Source organism: Gemmatimonadota bacterium (assembly GCA_016714015.1).
GTDB lineage: Bacteria > Gemmatimonadota > Gemmatimonadetes > Gemmatimonadales > Gemmatimonadaceae > Pseudogemmatithrix.
Map to the genome: position 1 here is coordinate 415116 of JADJNZ010000004.1, position 24141 is coordinate 439256.

Below are 24141 nucleotides of genomic sequence, written 5' to 3' on the forward strand. Positions count from 1 at the left end.
CCCGCGTGGCGCGTCAGGGACGCGCCGCGCTCACCCCGAAGGCCACGCTCGCCACCTGATCGCCCCACGCGAGCGCGAACTGCCCGCGCGCCGGCCCGAGCGCGGTGAGCGTGATGGTCAGCTCCTCGACATGCTCGGTCGTCGGCTTGAGCTCGAGCGCGACGCGGCCGAGGTCGTTGACCGCGTTGTACTGCGTGCCCCACTGGCCGGTCTGCTTGTTGAGGATGAGCCAGGTCCCCGCGGCGGTGTGCTGCACCCAGAGCGTGTACATCCCGGGCGCGAGGGTGACGTCGCCGAAGGTGAGCGTGCGCGTGGTGAAGAGGTGCGTCGCATCGTTCGCGCCGGCGCGCCAGATGCTGTCGCGCGGCACCAGCGTGCCACCCCAGACGGTGCGCTCGCGCACCTGCGGCCGGCCGTAGTCCACGATCACCATCCCGCCCGGACCGAAGGCGGCGCGCGCGTCGGCACGGCCGGACAGCGTCCCGGTGGGCTTCATCGTCCGCGCGATCGCGGCGAGATCGAACCCGCCGCTGCCGCGCTCGGCCATCGCCTTGTTCGTCGTGAGCGAGCCGTCGAACGTGAGGAGCCGGTCGCGCGCATCGAAGGCCATCACCATCGCGTAGGGACCGCCGCGCTGGCGCAGGGTGGTGCGCCCGCCCTCGCTCGAGACGGCCGCGAGGCCGGTGTAGCCCAGGCCGCCGGCCGCGCCGAGCGCGGGGATGGAGTCGGCATTGCCGCCCGCGCGCTTCACCGCGGCGAGCAGTTCCATCGGCCCGTACACGAAGACGGGGAAGGTGATCATCGCGCCCTTGGCGGCGAAGGCGCGGCGCTGCGTGCTGTCGGCGAACACGACCTCGCGGACGATCGAGTCGGCGGTGATGTTGAAGCGCGTCTCCTTCGGCGCGTTGGCCGGGAGCGTGCCGTCGGCGTTGAGCCGGACGATCGCGCCGCCGGTGGGGCGCCCGTCGCGGCCGAGTGTCATGCGATACTGCACGCGGGCCACGGCGGCGCCGGAGCGCTGCACCATCTCCCCCGTGAGCGCGGAGGCGGTGCGCGTCCACTGCTCGATGGCGATGGTGTCGCGGCCGAGCGTGTACACGAGCGAGGCCTGCTGGGCGGCGAGCGGCGCGCTCGCGCCGAGCAGGAGGGCAGGGACGAGACGACCGAGACGCACGCAGGACTCCGGAAGGTGGTCCCCTACATTACCTCGCCGGGCGTCGTCCCGCTCGGCACGATGCGGACCACGTGCACGGCGCCGTCATCGACGAGGGGGATCCACCCGTCGGGAATCAGGCGACCGTCAGCCGTCACGATCGCGCCCTGCGTGCGGAGCAGGCCCGGCCAGGCGACCTCGATCTCGTAGCGCGAGGTCCCGACGCGGTACGACACCGTGAGCGACGGCCACTCCGGCGGCACGCAGGGCTCCAGGCGCAACCGGTCGCCGGTGCGCTGCACGCCGATGAGCGCCTCGATGCCGACGCGGTACATCCAGCTCGCGGATCCGGTGTACCAGGTCCAGCCGCCGCGTCCCACCGCTCCGGGGGCGGTGTAGACGTCGGCCGCGATCGCGTACGGCTCCACGCGATAGGTCGCGACGCCCTCCGGGGTGTCGGTGTGCGTGAAGGGATTGAGCAGCGTGAACCACGACATCGCCCGCGTGCCGTCGCCGAGCATCGCCGCGGCGAGGACGGCCCAGATGGCGGCATGCGTGTACTGGGCCCCGTTCTCGCGCACGCCGGGCACGTAGCCCTTGATGTAGCCGGGGTCGTGCGGCATCTCGTCGAAGGGGGGCGTGAGCAGGCGGATGAGCCGCGCGTCCGGATCGACGAGGTGCTCCTCGAGCGACTGCATCGCGAGGCGTTGGCGATCGGGCCGGCCGGCGCCGCTGATCACGCTCCAGCTCTGCGCGATGGAGTCGATGCGGCATTCGAGCGCGGTCGCGGTGCCCAGCGGCGTGCCGTCGTCGAAGAAGGCGCGGCGATACCAGGCGCCGTCCCAGCCCGACTCCTCCACCGCCGCCACGTAGCGATCGGCCTGCGCGCGGTAGGTGCGGGCATCCGTCCGATCCGCCTCACCGCCGCGCGCGTCGGCGAGCGGCGCGTACGCGCGCAGCACGGTGACGAGGAACCAGCCGAGCCACACGCTCTCGCCATGACCGTCCTTGCCGACGCGACTCATGCCGTCGTTCCAGTCGCCGGTCCCGATGAGCGGCAGGCCGTGCGCGCCCACGGTGCACGCCTTCGCGAGGGCGCGGCGGCAGTGCTCGTGGAGCGACGCGCGCTCCTCGCTCACGTGCGGCAGGTCGTAGATCTCGTGCTCGTGCGGCTCGAGCCGCCGCATCGCGAGGAAGGGGACCTCCTCGTCGAGCACCGCGCGGTCGCCGGTGACGCGCACGTAGTGCTCGACCACGTACGGCAGCCAGGCGAGGTCGTCGGAGAAGCGGGTGCGCACACCGCGACCGCTCTCGGGGTGCCACCAATGCTGGACGTCTCCCTCGGGGAACTGCCGCGCGGCGGCCCGCACCAGGTGGGCACGCGCGAGGCCCGGTTCGGCGTGCACGAGCGCCATCGCATCCTGCAGCTGGTCGCGGAAGCCGAATGCGCCGCTGCTCTGGTAGGTCGCCGAGCGCGCCCACATGCGGCACGCGAGCGTCTGATACAGCGCCCAGCGGTTCACGAGCGCGTCGAAGGCGGGGTCGGGCGTGCGCACCGTGATCGCGCCGAGGCGCTCGTCCCAGGCCGCGACGCTCCCGGCGTGCGCGCGCTCCGCGGCGCCGACGTCGCGATAGGTCGTGAGGAGGGCGCGCGCCCGCGCTTCGTCGGGTGCCGCCCCGAGGAGCACGACGATCGTGCGCGACTCGCCCGGGGCGAGCGTCACCTCGGCGCGGAGGGCGGCGCACGGATCGACGCCGAGGCCCGTGCGGGCGCCGAGCGCCGCTCGGCGCATCGCGGCCGGCGATGCGAGGGCGTCGTTCCGGCCGATGAACTCGCGCCGGTCGCCGGTGTGCGAGGTGACGGGCGCGCTCATGGCGGAGAAGGAGACCCAGGACGCGAACTGCGGGTCGAACGGGTTGTCGGCGAGCACCGCGCCCGTCGCGGCGTCGAAGCGCGTGCGCACCCGATGCTGCGTCTGCTCGCGCAGCGTGCCGAGGGTCCACTCGACGTACGAGGTGAGCGAGAGGTGCCGCGCGCGGGATCCGTGGTTGGTGAGGCGGAGCCGCGAGAGCTTCACCGGCTCCTCGCCGGCCATGCCGAGCGTGAGCACCGCGGCGAGCCCGCCATGCTCGTGCCGGAACTCGCTCTCGCCGAAGCCGTGCGTGACGGTGTACGCGATGCCGTGACGCACGGGCGCCGGGGTCGCGCTCCAGAACTCGCCGGTCTCCTCGTCGCGCAGGTAGAGCGCCTCGCCGACCGGATCGGTGACGGGGTCGTTCGACCAGGGCGTCAGTCGATGGAAGTAGCTGCTCGCCGCCCACGTGAAGCCGCCGCCGCTCTCGGAGACGACGAACCCGCCGCGCGGATTGGCGATCACGTTGGCCCACGGCGCCGGTGGACGCCGGTCACCGGCGACGCGGATGTGATAGCGGTCGCCGTCGGCGAGCCCGCCGATCCCGTTGTCGAACCGCAGGGGCGGATCGAGCGGTGCCGGGGCGAGCGGCATCGCCAGCCCGTCGGCGGCGGGCCATGCCGCCTCGCGCGTCTCCGGCACGTCGGTCATCCGGACGACGTCCGCGACGATGCGCGCGAGCGTCCGGCCGTCGCACGCGATGGTGAGTCGCGCGACCGCGCCGATCGTGTCGAAGTCGGCGACGCCGAGCGCGCCGCGATTCCGCAGGTGCACCCCGCCGCTCGCATCGAGCACCGCCGCGCCGCCGGCCGTGGTGAGGATGGCCGTGATCCGCTCGCGCAGCGCCTCGAGGTAGCTCTGCTGCTCGTTGGTGACGATGAGGAGGTCGACGTGCACGCCGCGCAGGCGCCAGTACCGGTGCGCCGTGAGCAGGGGCTGCAACGACGCGAGTCCCTCGGCGGAGTCGATCGTCGCGAGCACGAGCGGGAAGTCGCCCGAGATGCCGTGCGCCCAGAGCGCCTGCTGCCAGCCGTCGTTGCGCGCGAGGCCGAGGCTCGGCGCCCGCGTGACGCTGTCGGGGAAGAGGATGTAGCTCGCGAGGTCCTGGCAGGCCGCGGCGTCGGCGGCGGTGACGCCCATCTCGCGCAGCTCGATGCGCGTCGCCGTCCAGGCGAGGTCGAGGGCGCGGCGCGCCGCGTGCGCCCCGTGGTAGCGGTCGGCGCGGGCGAAGAGTTCCTCGCGCGAGGCGGCGACGATGGTGGAGAAGGCGACCGCGCCCGATTCGCCGGCGGCGAGCTGGAGGCGGACGCGGATCGCGAAGATCGGGTCGAGCACCGCCCCGGTGGTGCCGGAGAGCGTGGCGCCGGGCGCGAGCGCCACCGGGTCGCGCGTGGACCGCCCGCGACCGAGGAAGCGCGCGCGGTCGCTCTCGTAGGTGACCGCGCCCACGCGGTGCGGCCCCACATCGGCGACGTGCGCGCACCAGACGGTCGGTTCGTCGGCGGAGCGGGGACGCCGCGTGGCGGTGAGCGCATGGCACCACTCGTGCCACTCGGTCTCGACGAAGAGGTTCCCGAACGCCGGATGCGCACGATCGGCCGCGCGCGACGCGAGGACGATCTCACCGTAGCTCGTGAGTTCGACCTCGCGCGCCTGCGCGCTGTTGTTCGTCACCGTCACCCGGCGCACCTCGGCGCCGTCCTCCGGTGCCACGACGATCTCGGTGCAGGTATCGATCGCGCCGTCGGTGCGTTCGATGGTGACGCGGTCGGTCGCGAGCGAGGCGAGGTAGCGGTCGGCGATCGCGCCGGTCGGCTGGTGCCCCGAGGACCAGACGCGGCCGCTGCCGAGGTCGCGCACGTAGCAGAACTGCCCGGTGTCGTCGCGCGTGCCGTCGGGGCGCCAGCGCGTGACGGCGAGTCCGCCGCTGCGCGTGTAGCCCCCACCGGCGTGCGTCACCATCACCGTCACGGGCGCGTGGCCCAGCAGCGCGACATGCGGCCGCGGCGTGTCGGCCGTCCGGTACTCGCGCACGACCGGCCCCTCGGGCACCTCGCTCGAGGCGCTCGCCGTGGGGAGCGCCGGCTGCGGCTCCTGGAAGTCGAGGCGGCGCGGGACGCGTTCGTCGAGGAGGAGCGAGGCCGCGCGCACGAGCGGGTCGGCGTGGAAGCGCTGCTGCCAGCGCTGCTTGAGCAACGCGTTGCCGATCGCGACGAGGGTCATCCCGACGTGATGCGCCATGTGACATCGCACGAGCGCGAACGGATCGCCCGCCGGAGGGCGGGTCCAGTCGAGCGCGTCGTAGAAGCCGAAGTCGCCGAGCGCGCCGAGGCGCTCGAGGGCGCCGAGGTTGCGCATCGACTCCGCCGGATCGACCATGAGCGCGAGCGCCGAGGCATAGGGGGCGACGACGAGGTCCCGCGCGAGGCCGCGCTGCAGCGCGAGGTCGGGCACGCCGAAGGCCCGGTACTGATAGGTGAGGTGGCGGTCGCGCAGGTGGTAGGCGCTCTCGCTCACGCCCCAGGGGACGCCGCGGTCCTCGCCGTGCCGCTGCTGCCGGCCCACCGCCCCCTCGTAGGTGAGCGCGAGCAGCGTCCCCGGGAAGGCGCGCATCACGAGCAGGGGCATGAGGTACTCGAACATCGAGCCGCTCCACGAGACGAGGGCGGCGTGCCCATGCGCGCGGGTGAGGGTGCGCCCCAGATGGAACCAGTGCTCCGGCCCGACGTCATGCTTGGCGATGGCGACGAAGCTCGCGAGTCGCGCCTCGGACGCGAGGAGGTCGTAGGAGGAATCGTCCAGCTGGTGCGTCGCGGTGTTGAATCCGATGCGGAAGAGCTTCGTGTCCTCGTCGTAGAGGAAGGTGAAGTCCATCTCGTGCACGAGCCGCTCGGCGGCCGCTTCGAGCGCACGGAGTCGCGCGGCGAGCGTGGGGGAGGCGAACTCCGCACCTTCGGCGAGACCGCGACAGGCCTGCCGCAACGCGATGAGGTGGCCCGCGAGGTTGCCGCTGTCGACCGTCGAGACGTAGCCGGGGTCGAGGACGGTGAGGTCGGGGAGCGCGTACCAGTTGAGCAGATGCCCGCGGCAGCGGGGCAGGCGCGCGATCGTCGCGAAGGCGCGCTCGAGCCGCTGCGTCATCTCCTCGAGCGGGATCAGGCCGAGGTCGTGCGCGGTGACCGTCGCGAGCAGCTGGAGGCCGATGTTGGTCGGCGAGGTCCGCATCGCGACCACGCGGTACGGATCCTCCTGCACGTTGTCCGGCGCGAGCCAGGCGGTGGAGGCGTCGGCGAACCGCGCGAAGAAGGCCCAGTGCGCTCGGGCATACTCGAGCGCGGTGGCGCGATCCTCGACGTCGAGCGGCGCGATGCGCCGCCGCCGCGGCCGGCTCATCTCGTGCGCGACGAGGGGGGCCGCCGCCCAGAGCCCCGTGAGGAGCGCGACGGGGAGGATCAGCGCCCAGCTCCCGGCCGGCGCGGGACCCACGGGCCCGAAGGCGCGCCCGGCGAGATAGGCGAGCAGCATCACCGGCAGGAGCGCCGCCGGCCACATCTGCTGCCACTCGCGCGAGAGCGCCCGGTGCGGGTCGAGCTCGACGTGCGCCGACGGTTGCCACTCGAGCAGGGCGCGATGCGAGACGAGCAGTCGCCAGAGCGTCCGGACGATCGCATCGGCGGCGAGCCAGGCCTGTTGCGGGAGGAAGATCACCGCGAGCGCGAACTGCTGCGCGCTGATCACCGCATCGCGCCCGACCGCCTGATAGTACGCGCGGCGCGAGCTCGCCCGCGGCGGACCGCCCACCGCGACGACGAGCGTGATGAGCCAGGGCGCGGCGATCGCGAGCAGGCCGAGCAGCGTCCACTCCAGCGGATCGACCGGCAGCCAGAGCCAGCCCGCGAGGAGGAAGAGGAGCTGGGCGAGCTCGACGGTGCTGCGCCGGAGGTTGTCGAGGATCTTCCAGCGCGCGATGAACGAGAGCCGGTTGCGCTCGAGCCCCTGCGGTCCCGGGACCTTCGGGCCGATCCAGCGGAGCAGCTGCCAGTCGCCGCGGATCCAGCGGTGTCGCCGGCGCCAGAAGGTCAGGTAGCGCGCGGGGTAGTCGTCGAAGACCGTGATGTCGGTGACGAGGCCGGCGCGCGCGTAGTTGCCCTCGATCAGGTCATGCGAGAGGAGCACGTTCTCGGGGAAGCGGCCGTGCGTCGCCGTCTCGAACGCGTCCACATCGTAGATGCCCTTGCCGGTGTAGCTCCCCTCGCCGTAGAGGTCCTGATAGACATCCGAGACCGCGGTCGTGTAGGGGTCCACGCCCGGATGCCCGGAATGGAGCGCGGCGAAGCGCGACCGATGCGCGCTGGCCAATGAGACGCTGACGCGCGGCTGGAGGATCCCGTACCCCTCGACGATGCGGCTCCGCGCCGGATCGAAGACGGCGCGGTTGAGCGGGTGCGCGATGGTCCCCACGAGCGCGAGCGTCTGGTCCGGCGGCAGCACCGAGTCGGCGTCGAGCGTGACGACGTAGCGCACCTCGCGCAGCACCGCGACGTCGCCGACCACGGCGGAGAAGGCCTCCGGCGAGCCGCCGCGCAGGAACCGGTTGAACTCGCCGAGCTTGCCGCGCTTGCGCTCCCAGCCCATCCAGACGCCCTGCTGCGGATTCCAGCGGCGCGCCCGATGGAAGAGGTAGAAGGCGTCGTGCGTCGTGGGCGCGTAGCGCGCGTTCAGGGCCGCGATGCCGCGCACCGCGGTGGCGAGCAGCGCGGCATCGGTCGGCAGCGTCTCGGTCGCCGCATCGGCGTGGTCGCTGAGGAGTGCGTAGTGCAGGTGCGCCCCGCGATTGGCGAGATACTGCACCTCGAGCCCGGTGAGCGCGTCCTCCACTTCGTTGAGCGTGGCGAAGAGCGTCGGCACGACCACCGCCGTGCGGCAGTCGGCGGGCACCCCCGACCGCGCGAAGTCGAGCCGCGGGAGCAGGCGCGGCGGCAGGAACGCGGTGACCGCCTGCGTCATCGCGTGCACCGCGAGGTCGAAGCCGAGCAGGAAGCCGACGGCGGAGATCGCGAGCCAGATGGTGCCCTCGGTGGGCCCGGCGAGCAGTCGCAGGAGCAGGAGCGCGATCACCGCACCCACGCTCACGCCGGTGCCGTAGACGAGGTCCGGATGGCGTCGCAGCCGGCGACTCGCGCGCACCCCGAGCGGCGCCGCGTAGCCGAGGTGCGTTTCGAACGCGTCCACGCCGCGGTCGACCAGCCAGTAGCCCACGTGCGCGCGTCGCGTGTCGTGCGGGTGCAGGCGCGCCTGCGCGACCGCGCGCGCGGCGACCTCGGACTCCGTGAGGGGCGCGTGGCGCGCGATCCGCTCGACCGCGTGGCGATAGCTGTCGCGCGTCGCGAACGTCATGCGCGGGTAGTGGCCCGTGGGGTCCTCGCTCAACGCGCGATGCACGGCGCTCTGGTGCTCGACGAAGCGGCTCCAGTCGCGCGGGCCGATGCTCCGCAGGCTGCGGATGCTGTTCGCCATCACCAGCGACGTGAGCGCGAGTCGCTCGGCGGCGCGCGTCGCCGCCTCGGTGGGACCGACGCCCTCCTCGGCGAACCACTGCTCGATCCCCAGGAGCGACGGCACCGCGGTGGCGGTCGCCCGCAGCTGCTGCAGCAGGCGGGAGACGAAGGTGGGCGTGAGGGGATGCCCGGCCTCGACGAAGGCGGCGAGCGCGTCGCGCAGCGGCCCCGGCCCGGCCTCCGCCTCGCCGACGATGCGGCGCGTCCAGGCGTCCGCCGACTCGATCTCGTCCAGTCGCTGCAGCGTGCGCAGCGTCATGCGGCGCACGCTCTCGAGGAGACCGAGGCGGAGCATCGCCGGGATCGCCCAGAGCTCGCCGAGGGACAGTTCCTCGCGCTCCTGGAAGGCGGCGACGAAGAGATCGACGTTGTCGAGGTCGATCCGCGCTTCCGTGTGCGAGATGAGCGCGATCGCGATGTCGTACACGCGCGGGTACTCGGCGAGCGTGCCGTGCGTGAGCAGCGGGAGCTCGCGGAAGTAGCCCTCGGGCAGGCTCTCGTGCACCTGCAGCGCGTGCTCGCGCACGACATGGTAGTTGTCGAGGAACCAGTCGCCGGCGGGGCCGATGTCGGCGCCGCGCTGGGCGACGTCGGCGAGACGGTCGCGCGCATCCGAGAGGATGTGCCGCGTCTGGGCCAGGCGGGTGAGGAGGCGCGCGGGGCGCTCGATCAGGCGACGCTTGCGTCGTTCGGTGATCGTCCGCTGTTCGGTGGCGAGCGAACGCGCGCGTTCGGCGAGGCGTTCGGCGCCGAGCAACTCGCCGCGGATCGGGCCCGCGTAGACGTCCTCGGCGGTGGGCGGGGGGCGGCGCGCGGCGTGGCCACGGACCAGACGCCGGATCATCGGCGGCCGGTCAACGCGTGCGGCGAATGGCGATCGGGTGGCCGGGGCATGTCGAACCATACCCTATCGCCACCGCGGACGCTCAGGGACGCGGATGCGCCTTGAAGAAGCGCCACATCCGCTCGGTCGCGTCGAGCGAGGTGCTCGGCGTGTCGCCGCGTCGCGATCCCGCGCGTCCGCCCGGCCAGGCGTGCCCGTTGTCCTTGAGCTGCAGGAGCTCGACCGCGCGTCCGGCGGGGCAGGTCCAGGTCCAGTGCACGGTCCGCCCGTCATCGGTGGCGTGCGGCGAACTGGTGCACCCGTTCACGCCGGCCCAGTAGTTGCCCTGGTCGAGGTTCGGCCGGGCGGGTGTCCCGTCCCACGCCCGCCGTCCGATGCCGGTGCCGAGCCCGCCCTGCGCCGGCACGCTCTCGTCCTGCAGGCCATTGAAGATGATCGCGGCCACCGGCGAGGCGGCGGGCCTCTCGTCACCGAAGACGGCGCCGACCACCGGCGCGATCGCCGCGACGCGGTGCGAGAGCTCGCGCCCGACGCGGTGCGCCATCATCGCGCCGTTCGACATGCCGGTCACGTAGATGCGCCGCGGGTCGACCGGATAGCTGGCGATCACCGCGTCGAGCACCGCGTCGAGGAACCCCACATCATCGCGGCGCTCCTCCATCGCCTTGCCGCAGCAGTGCCCCGCGTTCCAGGTGAGGAGCTTGGACTTGAAGGTGCCGCTGCCGTTGGGATAGACGACGAGGATCCGTTCGCGCTCGACGAGTCGCGTGAAGCCCGTCATCGCCTCGGCGTTGGCGGCGTTGCCACCTCCGCCGTGGAGCACGACGACGACCGGGAGCGGCGCGCTCGTGCGCGTGATGCCGCTCGGCGCGCGGACGACATAGGTGCGGGCGCGGCCCTCGTGCCGGAGCGTGCGTTGCTGCGCGTGGGCGGGCACCGGGAACGCGGTCGTGATGGCGAGCATGAGCACGAGCGGCATCGCGAGGGCGGCGGCGCGGCGCACGGCGGAGCAGGGACGGGAGTGCGAGATCATGTCGGTTCGACGCTGGTGGGTGCCGAACGTGAAGGATAGTTTCGTGGCGTGCGTGTGACAGGTGTCACGCGCCGTGCGACACCTCACGGCTTCCCCCCGGACCCGTCCCGTGCTCCTCTCGCTCCGTCGTTCCCGCCCGGCCGCCTGCGGGCTGCTCCTGTCGCTCATCGCGCTGCCCGCGTGCGCGCAGGTCACCACGAGCGCGCCCGCACCGGTGCCCGTGGTGCCGGCGACGCCCGCGGTGCCGACGACGCCGCGGCCGAAGGTCCTCCTCATCGCCACCGGCGGCACGATCGCCGGCGTGCAGAACGCGCCGGGGACGCTCGGTGCGTACCGTGCCGGCACATTGACCGCCGAGCAGATCATCTCGAGCGTGCCCGAACTCGCGCGGTTCGCGCAGGTCGAGACGGAACAGTTCTCGAACGTGGCGAGCACGCTCGTGACGCCCGAGATGTGGGTCACGCTCGCGAAGCGGATCAACGAGGTGCTCCAGCGTGAGGACCTCGCGGGGGTCGTGGTGACGCACGGGACCGACCGCCTCGAGGAGACGGCGTTCTTCCTGTACCTCACGGTGCGCTCGGAGAAGCCGGTGGTGGTGGTCGGCGCGCAGCGCCCGGCGACGGGGATCAGTCCCGACGGACCGATCAATCTGCTCGCGGCGGTGCGCACGGCGGCCTCGCCGAAGGCCGTCGCGAAGGGCGTGATGGTCGTGATGGACGACCGGATCCTCTCGGCGCGCGAGTCGCGCAAGCTCTATCAGCGCACGGGGGGATTCAGCACCGGCGACATGGGGATGCTCGGCGTGGTGGCGAACCAGGGGCCGGAGTTCTTCTTCGCGCCGGTGCGGCGCTTCGGGCCGCGGAGCGAGTTCGACCTCGCGGGCGTGGACACGCTGCCGCGCGTCGAGCTGACGATGAGCTATCCCGGCGGCACGGGGCCGAGCTTCGCGACGAATCCGGTGGGCGTCGTGGTCGCGACGACGGGGATGACGCGGGCCGAAGGGCAGGCGTACCGTACGCTGCGGCAGCAGGGGGTCGTGGTGGTGACCTCATTCACGTCGGGGGAGAACGTGAACGGTGGCGGCGGGGACGGCCCGCCGCCCACGCCGGTGCGCGACACGACCGTTCGTGCGACCGCGACCCGCGACACCACCGCCCGCGCCGAACCGGCCGAGCCGCCGGCGCCTCCCGCGGTGACCGCCCTGCACCTCACGGCGGGGAAGGCGCGCATCCTGCTGATGGTGGCCCTGACGCGCACGAAGGATCCGCGCGAGATCCAGCGGATCTTCAACGAGTACTGAGGGCGGGACTCAGCGCAGGTAGTCGGGGAGCATGTCCGCGACGCGCGCGCGTTGCGCCGGCGTGAGGTGCTTCGCCCCGCGCACGAGGCCCACGCACGAGGGCGCCCCGCACCGGCAGGGGAAGGGCTCCGCCATGTCGTACTCGGTCGTGTTGTAGTCGAACGTCACGCCCTCGAGCGCGGCGATGTCGCGGCGCGCGATCACCTCGCGGTCGCGGATGAAGGTCGTCGGCTCGCACCCGTGGTTCATGTAGCGCCAATAGAAGCGCCGCACGCGATCCGTCGCGTCGCGCGCCCCGCGCTGGTCGAGATGCAGGTCCTGGCCGACCTGGAGCGAGTACTTGGTGGGGGTCCGCGTCTCGTACCCTTCGATCCGGAAGAGGACCGTGCCTTCGGGGATCGCCGTCGTGGTGACGAGGCGACGCTCGGACTGTTCCACGAGGACGCCGACGAGCGGGTTGTCGGTGCGGAGGACGGTGCCGGGGAGATGCGGCTCGTCGGTGGTCAGCGGCTTGATCGCGCGCTGGGCGTTGGTGCGTTTCATGGACGTATAAGCTGACGTGTTTGCGGGCAAATGGAAAGGCAGAAGGGAGAAGGAAGAAGGCTGAAGCGGGCGGGGATCGCTTGACGCAGCGTTCCATGTCCTATTACTTAGGCACATGCCTAAACGTAGTGCGTCGCTCGATCGCGTCTTCCGTGCGCTCGCCGACCCCACGCGGCGCGCGGTGGTGGAGCGGCTGGCACGCGGGTCCCGATCGACGCTCGAACTCGCGGAACCGTTCCGGATGGCCTTGCCGTCCTTCACGCAGCATCTCGACGTCCTCACGGAGGCCGGTCTCGTGCGCAGTCGCAAGCAGGGCCGTGTGCGGCGCTGGACCCTCGTGCCGGAGCGCGTCGAGACCGCTCGGCACTGGCTCGATGTGCAGCGGGACCTGTGGAACACGCGACTCGACCAGCTCGACGCCCATCTGCTCACCCTCAAGGAGTCCCCCCGATGACCCGCACGACCCTGCCCGACGTGAATCCCGAGCTCGACCTCGTCCTCGATCGCGTCGTCGACGTGCCGCGCGACCTCGTGTACCGTGCGTGGACGGTGCCCGAGCACCTCATGCCCTGGTTCTGCCCCAAGCCCTGGCGCACCACGAAGTGCGAGATCGACCTGCGGCCGGGCGGCGTCTTCGCCGTCGCGATGGAAGGTCCGAATGGCGAGAAGAGCGAGGAGGCGGCCGGCTGCTACCTCGAGGTCGTGCCCGGGGAGCGCATCGTCTGGACGGGCGTGATGGGCCCGGGCTTCCGTCCGACGAACGTGCCCGCCGGCGTGCCGGTGTTCACCTGCGTGCTGACCTTCACCACCGAGGGAACGGGCACGCGCTATCGCGCGCACGTGATGCATCGCGATCCCGAGGGGAAGCAGGCGCACGAGGCGATGGGGTTCCATGGCGGTTGGGGGACGGCGCTCGACCAGCTCGTCGCCCTGCTCAAGTCGCAGGGCTGATGCGCGCGTGCCGCCGGGCCGCGACTGCTTGACGCGGCCCGGCGCACGGCGGAGCTTCGAGCATGGCCACTGCGAAGAAGAAACGCGCCGCGAAGAAGTCCAAGAAGGCGGCGGCCGCGCACACGCGCGGACTGGACGCGGCGAAGCTCGACACGGGCGCCATCCCGGCGCCGGTCGCCGGCCTCGCGAAGCAGATCGTGAAGGACGGCGGCGCCGTGCTCGCGACCTATCGCGATCCGCTCGGCGGGCGCTGGCAGGTGCTCGCGTCGCTGCCGATCGACCTCGTGTCGCCCACGCCGTTCCAGCGCGATCTCTCCGAGACGCACGTCGCCAAGCTGGCCGACGCGATCGACAAGCTCGACCGCTTCCTCGACCCGATCATCGCGGTCCCGGCCGATGCCGGCTCGTACTGGTCCCCCAACGGCTATCACCGCCTTGGGGCGATGACGCAGCTCGGGGCCAAGGCGATCGTCGCGATCGTCGTGCCCGACCAGGATGTCGCGCACCGCATCCTCGCGCTCAACACCGAGAAGGCGCACAACCTGCGCGAGAAGTCGCTCGAGGTCGCGCGGCTCGCTGTGGCCCTCGCCGAGATGGACGAGCGCTCGACCGAGAAGTCGCACGCCGAGATCTTCGAGGAGGCCGCGTTCATCACCCTCGGCTTCTGCTACATGGAGAACGGCCGCTTCTCGGGCGGGGCCTACCATCCGATCCTCAAGCGCATCGACCAGTTCCTCGGGAGCAAGCTCCCGGTGGCGCTCGAGGAACGCCGGGCGCGCGCCGCGCAGTTGCTCGAGCTCAACGAGCACGTGAACGAAGCGGTGAAGGGGCTCAAGGCGAAGGGCCTGGAGAGTCCGTACCTGAAGGCGTTCGTCGTGTCGCGGATCAACCACCTGCGCTTCGTGAAGGAGAAGCACCCCGACTTCGATGACACGATGGCGACGATCCTCAAGGCGGCGAAGCGGTTCAATCCCGCGAACGTGAAGGCCGATCAGGTCGCGAAGAGCGGCGGCGCGCCGGCGAGCGAGGAATGATCCGCCGCTACGGCTTGGCGATCGGTGCGGCGGCGGCGCTGCTCACGCTCACGGCGCTCGGTGCCTACTACCTGCGGAACCCCGAACGCGAGACGCTGGACGCCGAGGCGCGCACCGCGGCCGGCGTACCGGGGGAGTTCATCGGGTCGCCGGTGGGGACGACGTACTACGAAGTGGCCGGCCCCGACACGGGACGCGTCGCGCTGCTCGTGCATGGGTTCTCGGTGCCGTCATACATCTGGGACTCGACCTTCACGTCGCTCGCGGCCGCCGGGTATCGCGTCATCCGGTACGACCTGATGGGGCGCGGCTGGTCCGACCGTCCTGACGCGGCGTACGACGGCCCGATGTTCGATGCGCAGATCCTCGCGCTGCTCGACTCGCTCGGCGTTCGCGGCACGGTGGATCTCTTCGGCCTCTCCTTCGGCGGCTTCGTCACGGCGCACTTCACGGCCGCCCACGGCGACCGCGTGCGCACGCTCGTGCTGGTCGATCCGATCGTCGAGGGCCCGACGGACCCGGGCTTCCTCGCGTGGCCGCTCGTGGGCCGGTACGTCTTCCAGGTGACGGCCGTGCCGGGGATGGCCGACGGGCAGGCGAGCGACTTCCTGCATCCGGAGCGATTCCCCGGGTGGGTCGACCGGTACCGCCCGCAGATGCGGTACCGTGGCTTCGGGCGCGCGCTGCTCCGCTCGCGACTCACCCTGGTGGATGCGGACTTCGCCGCGCTCCACGGGCGGATCGCCGCGCAGGGGACGCCGGTGATGCTCGCCTGGGGGAAGCAGGACGCGACGCTGCCGTTCGCGCAGTCGGAGATCGTACGGGGCCGCATCCCCGCGCTCGAGTTCGTGCCGATCGATTCGTCGGGGCACCTGCCGCACCTGGAGCAGACGCGGACCTTCAACGCCGCGATGTTCGCGTTCCTCGCGCGGCACCTGCCGTAAGGCACGCGCCTTGAGGTGCGCGCCTTCAGGCGCGCGCGCCTCAGGTCGCGTCGCCCGCCTCGAGCCGCTGGGCGAGGTCGTCCATCTGCTGCAGTCGTGTCGGCGCCCATCGGCGCAGGCGCAGCCAACCGGCCACCACGCCCACGATGCCCACGCTGAAGAACGGGCTGGCGGTGCTCACCGCGAGGCCGGGCGTGAGCGCGCCCTGCGCCACGAGGGCCGCGACGACGATGCCGCTCGTCGCGAGTGCGGTCAGGCCGACGGTGATGTACGCCTGCGCACTCGCGTTGCGCGTGCGGAAGCGCACGCGATCCCCGCTCGCGGTCGGCTCCACGAGCACCTGGAGATTCCCGTTCGTCCACTGCCGGAGTGACCCGTCGACGCGGGTCTGCCCCCGCGCGTCGAAGGTGTCCCGCAGCAGCACGACGAGCCGCTCCCACTCGGCGTCGCCCATCTTCCGGTCGAGCTGCACGGTGCGTCCCACGCCGATGGTGAGGCCGAGGAAACGACGCGGGGCAGGCTGTGGCGGTCGGTCGAGCGAACGGGCGGCGGCGGCGACCTCCTCGGGCGCGAGCCCCGCCTCACGGCCGATCGCCTGCAACTCGGCGAGCGACCATCCCTGCTTCGCGGGGAGCGTGGACGCCTCGCGAGGCGATGTCTCGCTCGCGCGCGCGAAGATCGCGGCGGTCTCCTCCTCGTCGTAGCGGCGTTCCGTCATGCCCTCAATCTGTCGTGGTGCGTGCGTCGCGTCACGGGGAGCGCTCCCGTCGCGTCGGGCGGGGCCTGAGCGGATGTCAGGGAGCGGCCGGACCCGCCCGGCCGCGTGACGCCCCAATATGGATGTGTCATCCGACCAGGAGGTCCGGATGCAGGATCGGTCGATGTGGTGCCGGTTCACGCCTCCCGCGGCTTGCCTGGCGTGGTTCGCGCTCCTGGCGCCGCTCCCGCTTCACGGACAGGCGGCCACCAGACCGGAGCGGGGCGCGATCGAACTCGCGGTCGACATGGGGCACACGCGCTTCGCCTCTGCGGTCGCGCGCCGCGACGGGTCTCGCCTCGGCCTCCTCTTCGCGCGACACCTCTCCCCGCGCGCGGCGTGGACATTCGACATCACCTGCACCGGTGGGATCCCGGCCGGTCAGGGCGAGGACGAATCGTTCACCATCTGCACCGGGAGCCTTGGCGCCCGGTTCGACGTCGCGACCATGCGGCGCACGCGCCCGTACGTGCGCGCGGCCTATGGGCAGGCGCAGCTCGATGCGCTGGCGGAGCTGGACGTGTTCGACATCGACGATCGTGGTGGCGGCTTGGCGACGCACCGCAGTCTCGCCGTCGGCGTGAGCTGGCATGCGCCCTGACGCGCGGGGCTCAGCGCCGACGCGCCCAGACCTTCTCGTAGAGGGCCCAGACGCGCGCGAGCCAGGACTCGATCCCGAGCTCGGCGGTGAGACGCGCCTTCGCGCGGGTCGCGCGCGCGCGCCGCTCGTCCGGCGCCTCGAGCGCGGCGGTGATCGCGCGCCCGAGGGCGGGTGCGTCGAGCGTGGGCACCAGCCAGGCCGCGTCCTCGGCGAGCACGTCGGGGATGCCGCCCACGCGGAACGAGGCGATCGGCAGGTCGGCGTTCACCGATTCGAGGACGACCATGGGCGTGCCCTCGGTGCGGGACGAGATGGCGAGCAGGTCGAAGGCGGCGAGGAGGCTCGCGGCGTCGGATTGCTGCCCCGCGAGGATGATCCGCGGGTCGCCGGCGGCGAGGCGTTCGACGGCGCCGCGCTCCGCCCCGTCGCCGATGAGGACGGCGCGCACCGTGGGATCGGTCGCGGCCATCGCCTGCACGAAGAGATCGGCGCCCTTCTCGATGCTCAGCCGTCCGACCCAGCCGACGACCGGGCCGTCGCCCGGGACGCCGAGTCGCGCGCGAGCGTCGGCGCGGGAGAGGAGGCGCGCCGGGGCCGGCATGCCGTTGCGGATGACCTCGAGCCGATCGCGGCGGTGCCCGCCGCGGAGCAGGCGCTCCTCGACGCCGCGCGAGACCGCGATGGCCGCATCCATGCGCCGCATGACCCCGCGATCGAGCCACCCGTACAGGCGCTCCTTCACGTCGCGATCGAGGTAGCCGTGCGAGGTCGCGACGGCCGGCAGCCCGCTGCGACGCGCGGCCATCCAGCCGACGATGCTCCCGTGATAGCCGTGCGTGTGGATGAGCTGCGACCCCGTCGCGGCGAGGAGTCGCGCGACCTCGCGGGCTTCGGCGGCGTACTGGCGTCGTCCGCAGCGGACCTCGTCGACGCCGACGCCCGCGGCGCGGAGCTGGGTGGTGAAGGGAAGCTCGGGCGCGTCGGGCTCCGCCAGCTGGTTGATGCAGATCACGCGCGTGCGCTCGGGGGCCGCGGACGCGAGGGCGAGGATCACCGACTCGGCCCCGCCAGCGGGTGCCGGAGCGATGAGGTGCGTGATGGGGCCGCGCGGCAGGTGCACGAGGTCGGGCGGAAAAGGGGGGACGGTGCACCGGCAAGCTGGCCGGTGCATGGGGGGAGCGACAAGGGGGGCTGCGACGGTATGTTCTCATCATGACCCAACTCACCGGCGCCGACGCGAGTGGTCCGCGCGCGCCTTGGGCATGGCGAGGCTCGCATGCGCAGCGCGCGACGTTGCTCGCCCTCGCGCTCGCGACCATCGGGGCTTTCGTGGCGGACCGGTGGTATGGGGCGCAGCTGGAGGAGCGCGCGCGGATCGAGGTGCGCGCGGCCGCGGCGATCCGCGGCGAGGCGCTCGTCCGCGCGTCGCGGCGGGAGGCGGGGCGGCTCGCGGCGATCGCGTCGTTCACGGCGTCTCGGTCCTCCCGCGCCCAGCTCGACGCCGAGTTCCGCACCTTCGTTGACGGAGTGCTCTCGGGTCGCGGCTCGCGGGCGCTCCAGTTGATCGAGGGCGGTCGCGTCGTCGCCTCGTGGCCGCAGGATCCCGCCGGGACGCTCGAGGACGCGGCGGCGCCGGGTGACGAGACGCTGATCGGCCCGGTGAAGCTCCCGCAGGGCGGGCTCGCGCTCATCGTGCGCCAGCGCCTCGCGCCACGCCGCGGGTTCCCGGACGCGGCGGCGATCGTCCTCGACGTGGATGACCTCGTGAGCAGCGCGGGCATCCCCGACTCGTCGAGTGGCATGCTGTTCGAGCTCTACGATCGCGCTGGCGCGTGGTTCGGCGGCGACCCGCTCGGCTCGGCGGTCGCGCCGGAGACGTTGACCGTCATCGACAACGACGGTGAGTTCCGGATGCTCGCGGCGCCGCGGAAGGGGTGGGCCACGTCCGGCGCGCGCTGGCGCTACTCGGTGCGCGGCGTGCTGTTCCTCAGCGTGATCGCGCTGGCCCTGATCGCATGGCTGCTCGGGCGGCAGCGGGACGACCTCGAGGCCGAGGTCCGTCGATCAGGCACGGCCCTGGAACTCGTGATGCGCACGGGGCGGATGGGGGGGTGGGAGGAGGACCTCGCGACGCACCGCGTGACCTGGAACGAGAATATCGATGCGATCATCGGCCGCCCGCCGGACTCGGCCGAGGCAGGCGTCGATCGGCTCGCGGCGGCCATCGATCCGGCGGATCGTCCGCGGCTCGCCGCTGCGCTCGCGCGGGCGCGTGGCCCCGACGCGGCGGGCTTCCTGGAGGAGGTCCGGGTGAAGGCGAGTGGTGGCGAGCCTCGCTGGGTGCTGGTCCTCGGCGACGTCGCGCGCGACCGGGCGGGACGGCCGATGCGGATCGTCGGGGTCGTCGCGGATGCGACCGAGCGCCATGCACTGCAGGCGCGCCTCCGGCACGCACAGCGACTCGAAGCCCTTGGCAAGCTCGCAGGGGGCGTGGCACACGACTTCAACAACCTGCTCACCGCGATCGGGGCGTTCGGCGAGCTCGCGCTCGCGCGCGCGGCGGACCTCCCGCCGGCGGCGGCGCCCGTGGTGCAGGCGGATCTCGAGCAGGTGATCGCCTCGGCGCGCCGCGGCGCGGCCCTCACGCAGCAGTTGCTCACCTTCAGCCGGAGTCGCGAGGGCATCCGCGCCCCGGTCGATCTCGGCGCCGCGATCCGGGAGTTGTTGCCGACGCTCGGTCAACTCTGCGCGAACGGCGTACGGATCGATCCGGTGCTCGCATCGGCCCTGCCGCTCGTCTCGGTCGACGCGGGACAGTTCGCGCAGGTGCTCACGAATCTCGTCGTCAACGCCGCCGACGCGATGCCGTCGGGCGGCACGGTGCAGGTGCGGACCGCACTGGTGACCGATGACGCCGCGCCGCGACCGGCCGGATCGGCGCCCGCGCGTTGGGTGCTGGTCGAGGTCGCGGACGAGGGCACGGGGATGTCCGCCGAGGTGCGCGAGCGGATCTTCGAGCCCTACTACACCACCAAGCCGATGGGGCGGGGCACCGGACTCGGGCTCGCGGTCGTGTACGGCATCGTCGAGTCGGCGGGGGGCACCATCGCCGTCCACTCCGTCGAAGGCGAAGGGACCACGTTCCGGGTGTTGTTCCCGCCCTTCGCGAGGTCCGCATGACCCCGACCGCGACGCGCGCCTGGCGCGCGGTCCTGCTGGTGGGCCTCGTCGGCATCCTGCTCGGCTGGGCGACCGATCGCTGGTACCTCGCCAACGTCCGGCGCATCGAGCGGGAGCGGGTGCTCGCGCGACTCATGCCGTATGCGAACGCCCTGCGCAGCGCAGTGGACCGGCGGCTCGGTCTGCTCGCCGGATTCGGGTCGTTCGTCTCGCTGCGCCGCTCCCGGGCGGAGCTCGAGGCGGAGTTCGCCGTCTTCGCGCGCGGCGCGAGAGAGGCGACCCCCGGCGTACGGGCGCTGCAGTATGTCGACGAGGGGCGGATCGTGCGGATCGAGCCGCTCGAGGGCAACGAACCGGCCCTCGGATTCTCGCTGGCGACCAATCCGCGCGTCGATGTCCGTGCCGATCACGCGCGCTCGCTGCTCGCCCGGCGTCCGTTCGTCACCGGCCCCTTCGCGCTCGCGGAGGGGGGGACGGGGATCCTCATGCGCGCGCGCCTCCCCGACCGCGACGGGTTCCCCGAGGTGATCGGCGTGGTGCTCGATGCGCCGACGCTCTTCCGCGATGCACGGATCCCCGATCCCACCTCGGGCCTCGTGCTCGTCGTGCAGGACGCGGAGGGAACGGTGATCGCCGGCGGCCCCGCATCGGCGGTGAGCGACCCGGTGGTCGTGCCGGTGTCCTTCGAGGGCGAACTGTGGAGCATCGCCGCCATGCCGGCCGTCGGGTGGGGCCTCGCGATCCGCGATTGGCACTGGGCGTTCCGGCTGACGGTCGGCCTGCTGGTCTTCCTCGCGATGCTGGTGGCGTACACCGTCGGGGCGCGCCTCGATCGCCTGACGCGGGAGATGGAGCAGAGCGGGTCCGCGCTCGAGGTCGCGATGCGCGCGCGGGGGACCGGGGCGCTCTCGGTCGACCTCGCGACGGGCCGGTCAGCGGCGGGCGGCGCGACGTCGATCCTGCTCGGCGTGCATGCATCCCGGCATCCGGCGCTCGTCGCGCATCTGCTGTCCCTCGTGCCGGATGAGGAGCGCGCGCGCGTCGCGCAGCTCTTCGACGATCTCAAGCGCGGCGATCGCGACGAGTTCGCGGCCGAGTTCCCCGTGGTGCGGGCGAGCGGCTCGGTCCGTCACCTCCTGTGCCTCGCGCAACTGGTGCGCGACGATCGCGGCGCGCCCGCCTCGTTCGTCGCGATCCTCACTGACGTCACCGAGCGCCTGGCGATGGAGGAGGGGCTGCGGCGTGCGGAACGAATGGAGTCGGTGGGCAAGCTCGCCGGGGGCGTCGCGCACGACTTCAACAACCTCCTGACGGCGATCAGCGGCTTCGCCGAGCTGGCCGCCGGGCACCTCGAGGGCATCAGCGGTCCGGCGGCGGATGAGATCGCGAGCGACCTGCTGCAGGTCCAGCAGAGCGCGCGGGACGGGGCGCGTCTCACCTCGCAACTCCTCGCGTTCAGTCGGCGCGCGCCCACCGATGTGGGCCGGCTCGACGTGGGGGCGAACCTCGCGAACCTGCAACCGGTGCTCACGCGCCTCTTCGCCAGCCAGCTGGACGTGGAGGTCGAGATCGCCGACGGGTTGCCACCGGCGCGCGCCGAGGCGGCGCTCGTCACGCAGATCGTGCTCACGCTGCTCGTGCGCGCGCGCGACACGGTGCCGGGGCCCGAGCGGATCCGGCTCCGCGCGTGGCATGTGCCGGCGACCTCAGGACGCCGGCCACTCGATGCGCCGCTCGGGGAGTGGATCTGCCTCGAGATCGCCGAGGTCGGAGGCCGCACGCTCGCCGCAACGTTGCCCCCGCGACGATCGTCGCCGTCGAGCGCGCGCGGACTCGCCGACCTCACGGAGATGGGCGGGCTCGGCATCGCGGTGCTCGCGAGCGGGATCGAGGCCACCGGCGGGCGGCTGGTGATCGAGACCGGCCCGCGCGAGGAGACGACGGCGCGCGTCTATCTCCCGGTCTGGAAGGCGCCTGGCTGAGTGATGAGCTCGGCCGCGCAGTATCTTCCCGCATGCCCCGCCCGCGCCCCCCGGTCGTGACGCACCTCGACGGCACCCCGTGCCCCGAGGGCTCACGCACCGTGCCGCGCGCGTACACGGCCTGCTGCGCCGCCTTCGACGCCCGCACGCTCGCCTGCTACCACGACATCCGATACGAGTGGTGGAGCGGGCAGCGCAACTGGTTCGTCCTCATCGCCCCCGACGCGGGCGGCGGCGGGATCGCCATCGCCCACTGTCCGCACTGTGGTGCCGCCCTCAAGGGGAGCGGCAAGCAGGGGCGCTACCTGCGGATCTGACGGTCGCGCCCCGCGGGTTCAGGCCGCGGACTGCGAGAGCGACGCGGCCGCGGCGGCCGGCGGCAGCAGCGCGCTCCGGTCACGCGAGATCGCTTCGCGCAGGGCGGCAGGCGGGAGCGGCCGGCCGAGCAGGTAGCCCTGGACACGGTCGCACTCGAGGTGGCGCAGGAACGCGAGCTGCTCCTCCGTCTCCACGCCCTCGGCGACGATCTCCATTCCCACGCTGTGGCCGAGTGCGAGCACCGCGCGCATGATCGCCACGTCCTCCTTGTCCTCGGGCAGGCCGCGCACGAACGAGCGGTCCACCTTCAGCGTGTTCGCGGAGAGGCGCTTGAGGTACGCCAGCGACGAGTAGCCCGTGCCGAAGTCGTCGATCGCCACGCGCACGCCGAGCGCGCGCAGTTCGAGGAGGATCGCCTGCACGCCTTCAGGGTCGGCCATCATCTGGCTCTCGGTGATCTCCACCTCGAGCGAGGCGCCGTCGATGCCGGCGTCGGTGAGCGCCGCCCGCACGTCCTCCACCAGCGTCGGACTCGCGAACTGCTTGAGGGAGAGGTTCACCGCGCACGACGGCACAACGAGCCCTTCGGCGCGCCAGGTGGCGAGCTGCTGGCACGCGGTGCGGAGCACCCATCGCCCGATCGGCACCAGGAGGCCGCTGTCCTCGGCGATGTCGAGGAAGTGGTTCGGCGTGAGGAGACCGCGCGCCGGATGCTGCCAGCGGATCAACGCCTCGACGCCCGAGCAGGTGAGCCGCTGTGCATCGAGGATGGGCTGATACACCAGGCGCAGTTCGTTCTCGACGATCGCCCGACGCAACTCCTCCTCGACGACGTATTCCTGCCGCTGCTTCTCCGCGAGCTCGGGCGTGAAGTGCCGGAAGGTGGCCTTCCCGGATTCCTTGGAGAGGTACATCGCCGTGTCGGCGTTGCGCACCAGCTCGTCGGCGGTGTCCCCATCCTCGGGATAGCTCGCGATGCCGATCGATCCCGACACATGAACGGGGCGGTCCCCCAGCGGGACCGGGCGCTCGATCTGTTCGAGGAGGCGCTGCGCGATCATCTGCAGGGTGCGCTCGTCGCCGCCGTTGCCCAGCAGCACGACGAACTCGTCGCCGCCCAGGCGCGCGACCATGTCGCGCTCGCGCACGGCGTGGCGCAGGCGGCCCGCGATCACGCGGAGCAACTTGTCGCCCGCCGCATGACCGAGCGAGTCGTTCACCGCCTTGAACCGGTCGAGGTCGACGAACATCACCGAGACCTCGCCCGCTGCGCCGCTCGCGTGCGTGATGCGCGAGCCGAGCTCCTCGAGGAACCGCGCGCGGTTGGGCAGGCCGGTGAGCTCGTCATAGCTGGCGAGACGGTTCACCGCCTGTGCGTCGAGCACGGCACGGGTGACGTCCGACGCGACCCCGCGGAAGCCGGCGACCACGCCGTCGCGGACGAACGGTTCGCCGCTCACGCGCAGATACACCGGATGGTCGCCCGAGCCGGGAAGGCCGAAGACGTAGTTGCGGAAGGGGGACTTCCTCGCGAGCAGCTGGCGCAGCTCCTTCGGGTCATTCCCGTCGACGGCCGGGAGTCGGGCGGGGAGGATGCGGCGCCCCACGAACGGCCGCAGGTCGAACTCGCGGTGCTCGGACGGGGCGGTGACGAACGTGAGCCGTCCCCGGAGGTCCGTCTCCCAGACCCAGTCGGACGAGAGCGAGACGAGATTCGCGAGGCGCGCCTCGCTCGCGCGCAACTGCTCGTGGAGCGCGAACATCTCGCGGGACGAGATCTCCTGTCCGCGCTCGAGGAGATACCGCTCGCGGTCGTTGTCGCTGTAGGCCTTGCTCACGCGCGCGAGCAACGTGCGCAGCGTCTCGGGGCGATCGCCCGGCGACAGCACGTTCCCGTCCTTGCAGACGCGCTTGACCTGCCGTTCCAGCAGCGGATGCAGGGCCGCGCCTGACAGCTCCGGCACCGGCGTGACGCTCGACGGGAGTCCGGCGACCGCGGGTGCCGCGCCCGGGGTCGGGCGCATGACCGT

16 protein-coding genes are annotated in these 24141 nt (G+C 72.5%); 9 read left to right on the forward strand and 7 right to left on the reverse strand.

Annotated elements, in window-relative coordinates:
- Window positions 1-13: 13 nt before the first annotated feature.
- The 3 genes from IPJ78_09035 to IPJ78_09045 all read right to left on the reverse strand — a co-directional run bounded on the left by IPJ78_09035 (window position 14) and on the right by IPJ78_09045 (window position 10501).
- Window positions 14-1174 carry a DUF2911 domain-containing protein gene (locus IPJ78_09035; GenBank protein ID MBK7906698.1) on the reverse strand — a complete coding sequence of 387 codons (1161 nt, stop codon included), beginning with the start codon at window positions 1172-1174 and terminating at the stop codon, window positions 14-16.
- 23 nt (window positions 1175-1197) lie between these two features.
- Window positions 1198-9468, reverse strand: a complete 8271-nt coding sequence (locus IPJ78_09040) for a carbohydrate-binding protein (protein MBK7906699.1) — start codon at window positions 9466-9468, stop codon at window positions 1198-1200.
- Between the two features lie 82 nt (window positions 9469-9550).
- Window positions 9551-10501, reverse strand: coding sequence for a polyhydroxybutyrate depolymerase (locus tag IPJ78_09045; protein MBK7906700.1), 951 nt, complete (start codon window positions 10499-10501; stop codon window positions 9551-9553).
- Window positions 10502-10610: 109 nt separating this feature from the next.
- Here IPJ78_09045 and IPJ78_09050 point away from each other — a divergent pair, with 109 nt between their 5' ends.
- Window positions 10611-11801: an asparaginase gene (locus IPJ78_09050; protein MBK7906701.1), complete on the forward strand. Its 1191-nt coding sequence runs from the start codon at window positions 10611-10613 to the stop codon at window positions 11799-11801.
- Between the two features lie 9 nt (window positions 11802-11810).
- Here the strand turns inward: IPJ78_09050 and IPJ78_09055 are convergent, their stop codons facing one another.
- Window positions 11811-12344 (reverse strand): SET domain-containing protein-lysine N-methyltransferase, encoded by a 534-nt coding sequence (locus IPJ78_09055; GenBank protein ID MBK7906702.1) that lies wholly within the window; start codon window positions 12342-12344, stop codon window positions 11811-11813.
- Window positions 12345-12459: 115 nt separating this feature from the next.
- Between IPJ78_09055 and IPJ78_09060 the strand changes: the two genes are divergently transcribed.
- The 4 genes from IPJ78_09060 to IPJ78_09075 all read left to right on the forward strand — a co-directional run bounded on the left by IPJ78_09060 (window position 12460) and on the right by IPJ78_09075 (window position 15273).
- Window positions 12460-12798 (forward strand): helix-turn-helix transcriptional regulator, encoded by a 339-nt coding sequence (locus IPJ78_09060; GenBank protein ID MBK7906703.1) that lies wholly within the window; start codon window positions 12460-12462, stop codon window positions 12796-12798.
- Window positions 12795-13295 carry an SRPBCC family protein gene (locus IPJ78_09065; protein MBK7906704.1) on the forward strand — a complete coding sequence of 167 codons (501 nt, stop codon included), beginning with the start codon at window positions 12795-12797 and terminating at the stop codon, window positions 13293-13295. The genes IPJ78_09060 and IPJ78_09065 overlap by 4 nt, the downstream gene beginning before the upstream one ends.
- Window positions 13296-13357: 62 nt before the next feature.
- Window positions 13358-14329, forward strand: a complete 972-nt coding sequence (locus tag IPJ78_09070; protein MBK7906705.1) for a ParB N-terminal domain-containing protein — start codon at window positions 13358-13360, stop codon at window positions 14327-14329.
- Window positions 14326-15273, forward strand: a complete 948-nt coding sequence (locus IPJ78_09075) for an alpha/beta hydrolase (GenBank protein MBK7906706.1) — start codon at window positions 14326-14328, stop codon at window positions 15271-15273. The genes IPJ78_09070 and IPJ78_09075 overlap by 4 nt, the downstream gene beginning before the upstream one ends.
- 40 nt (window positions 15274-15313) lie before the next feature.
- On the opposite strand, the gene IPJ78_09080 is transcribed toward IPJ78_09075, so the two are convergent.
- On the reverse strand, window positions 15314-15991 hold the full coding sequence (locus IPJ78_09080) for a hypothetical protein (GenBank protein ID MBK7906707.1): 678 nt from the start codon (window positions 15989-15991) through the stop codon (window positions 15314-15316).
- Between the two features lie 148 nt (window positions 15992-16139).
- Between IPJ78_09080 and IPJ78_09085 the strand changes: the two genes are divergently transcribed.
- Window positions 16140-16631: a hypothetical protein gene (locus IPJ78_09085; protein MBK7906708.1), complete on the forward strand. Its 492-nt coding sequence runs from the start codon at window positions 16140-16142 to the stop codon at window positions 16629-16631.
- A gap of 10 nt (window positions 16632-16641) precedes the next feature.
- Here the strand turns inward: IPJ78_09085 and IPJ78_09090 are convergent, their stop codons facing one another.
- Window positions 16642-17751: a glycosyltransferase gene (locus tag IPJ78_09090; GenBank protein ID MBK7906709.1), complete on the reverse strand. Its 1110-nt coding sequence runs from the start codon at window positions 17749-17751 to the stop codon at window positions 16642-16644.
- A 92-nt stretch (window positions 17752-17843) separates the two neighbouring features.
- Here IPJ78_09090 and IPJ78_09095 point away from each other — a divergent pair, with 92 nt between their 5' ends.
- Genes IPJ78_09095 through IPJ78_09105 form a run of 3 tightly spaced genes read left to right on the forward strand, consistent with a single transcriptional unit; the run spans window position 17844 to window position 22110 of the window.
- Entirely contained in the window at window positions 17844-19811 is a 1968-nt protein-coding gene (locus tag IPJ78_09095; protein MBK7906710.1) for a PAS domain-containing protein, read from the forward strand.
- Entirely contained in the window at window positions 19808-21793 is a 1986-nt protein-coding gene (locus IPJ78_09100) for a PAS domain S-box protein (GenBank protein ID MBK7906711.1), read from the forward strand. Before IPJ78_09095 ends, IPJ78_09100 begins: the two co-directional genes overlap by 4 nt.
- Window positions 21794-21825: 32 nt before the next feature.
- Entirely contained in the window at window positions 21826-22110 is a 285-nt protein-coding gene (locus tag IPJ78_09105) for a hypothetical protein (GenBank protein MBK7906712.1), read from the forward strand.
- Between the two features lie 18 nt (window positions 22111-22128).
- On the opposite strand, the gene IPJ78_09110 is transcribed toward IPJ78_09105, so the two are convergent.
- Window positions 22129-24135, reverse strand: a complete 2007-nt coding sequence (locus tag IPJ78_09110) for an EAL domain-containing protein (protein ID MBK7906713.1) — start codon at window positions 24133-24135, stop codon at window positions 22129-22131.
- Between the last annotated feature and the right edge of the window lie 6 nt (window positions 24136-24141).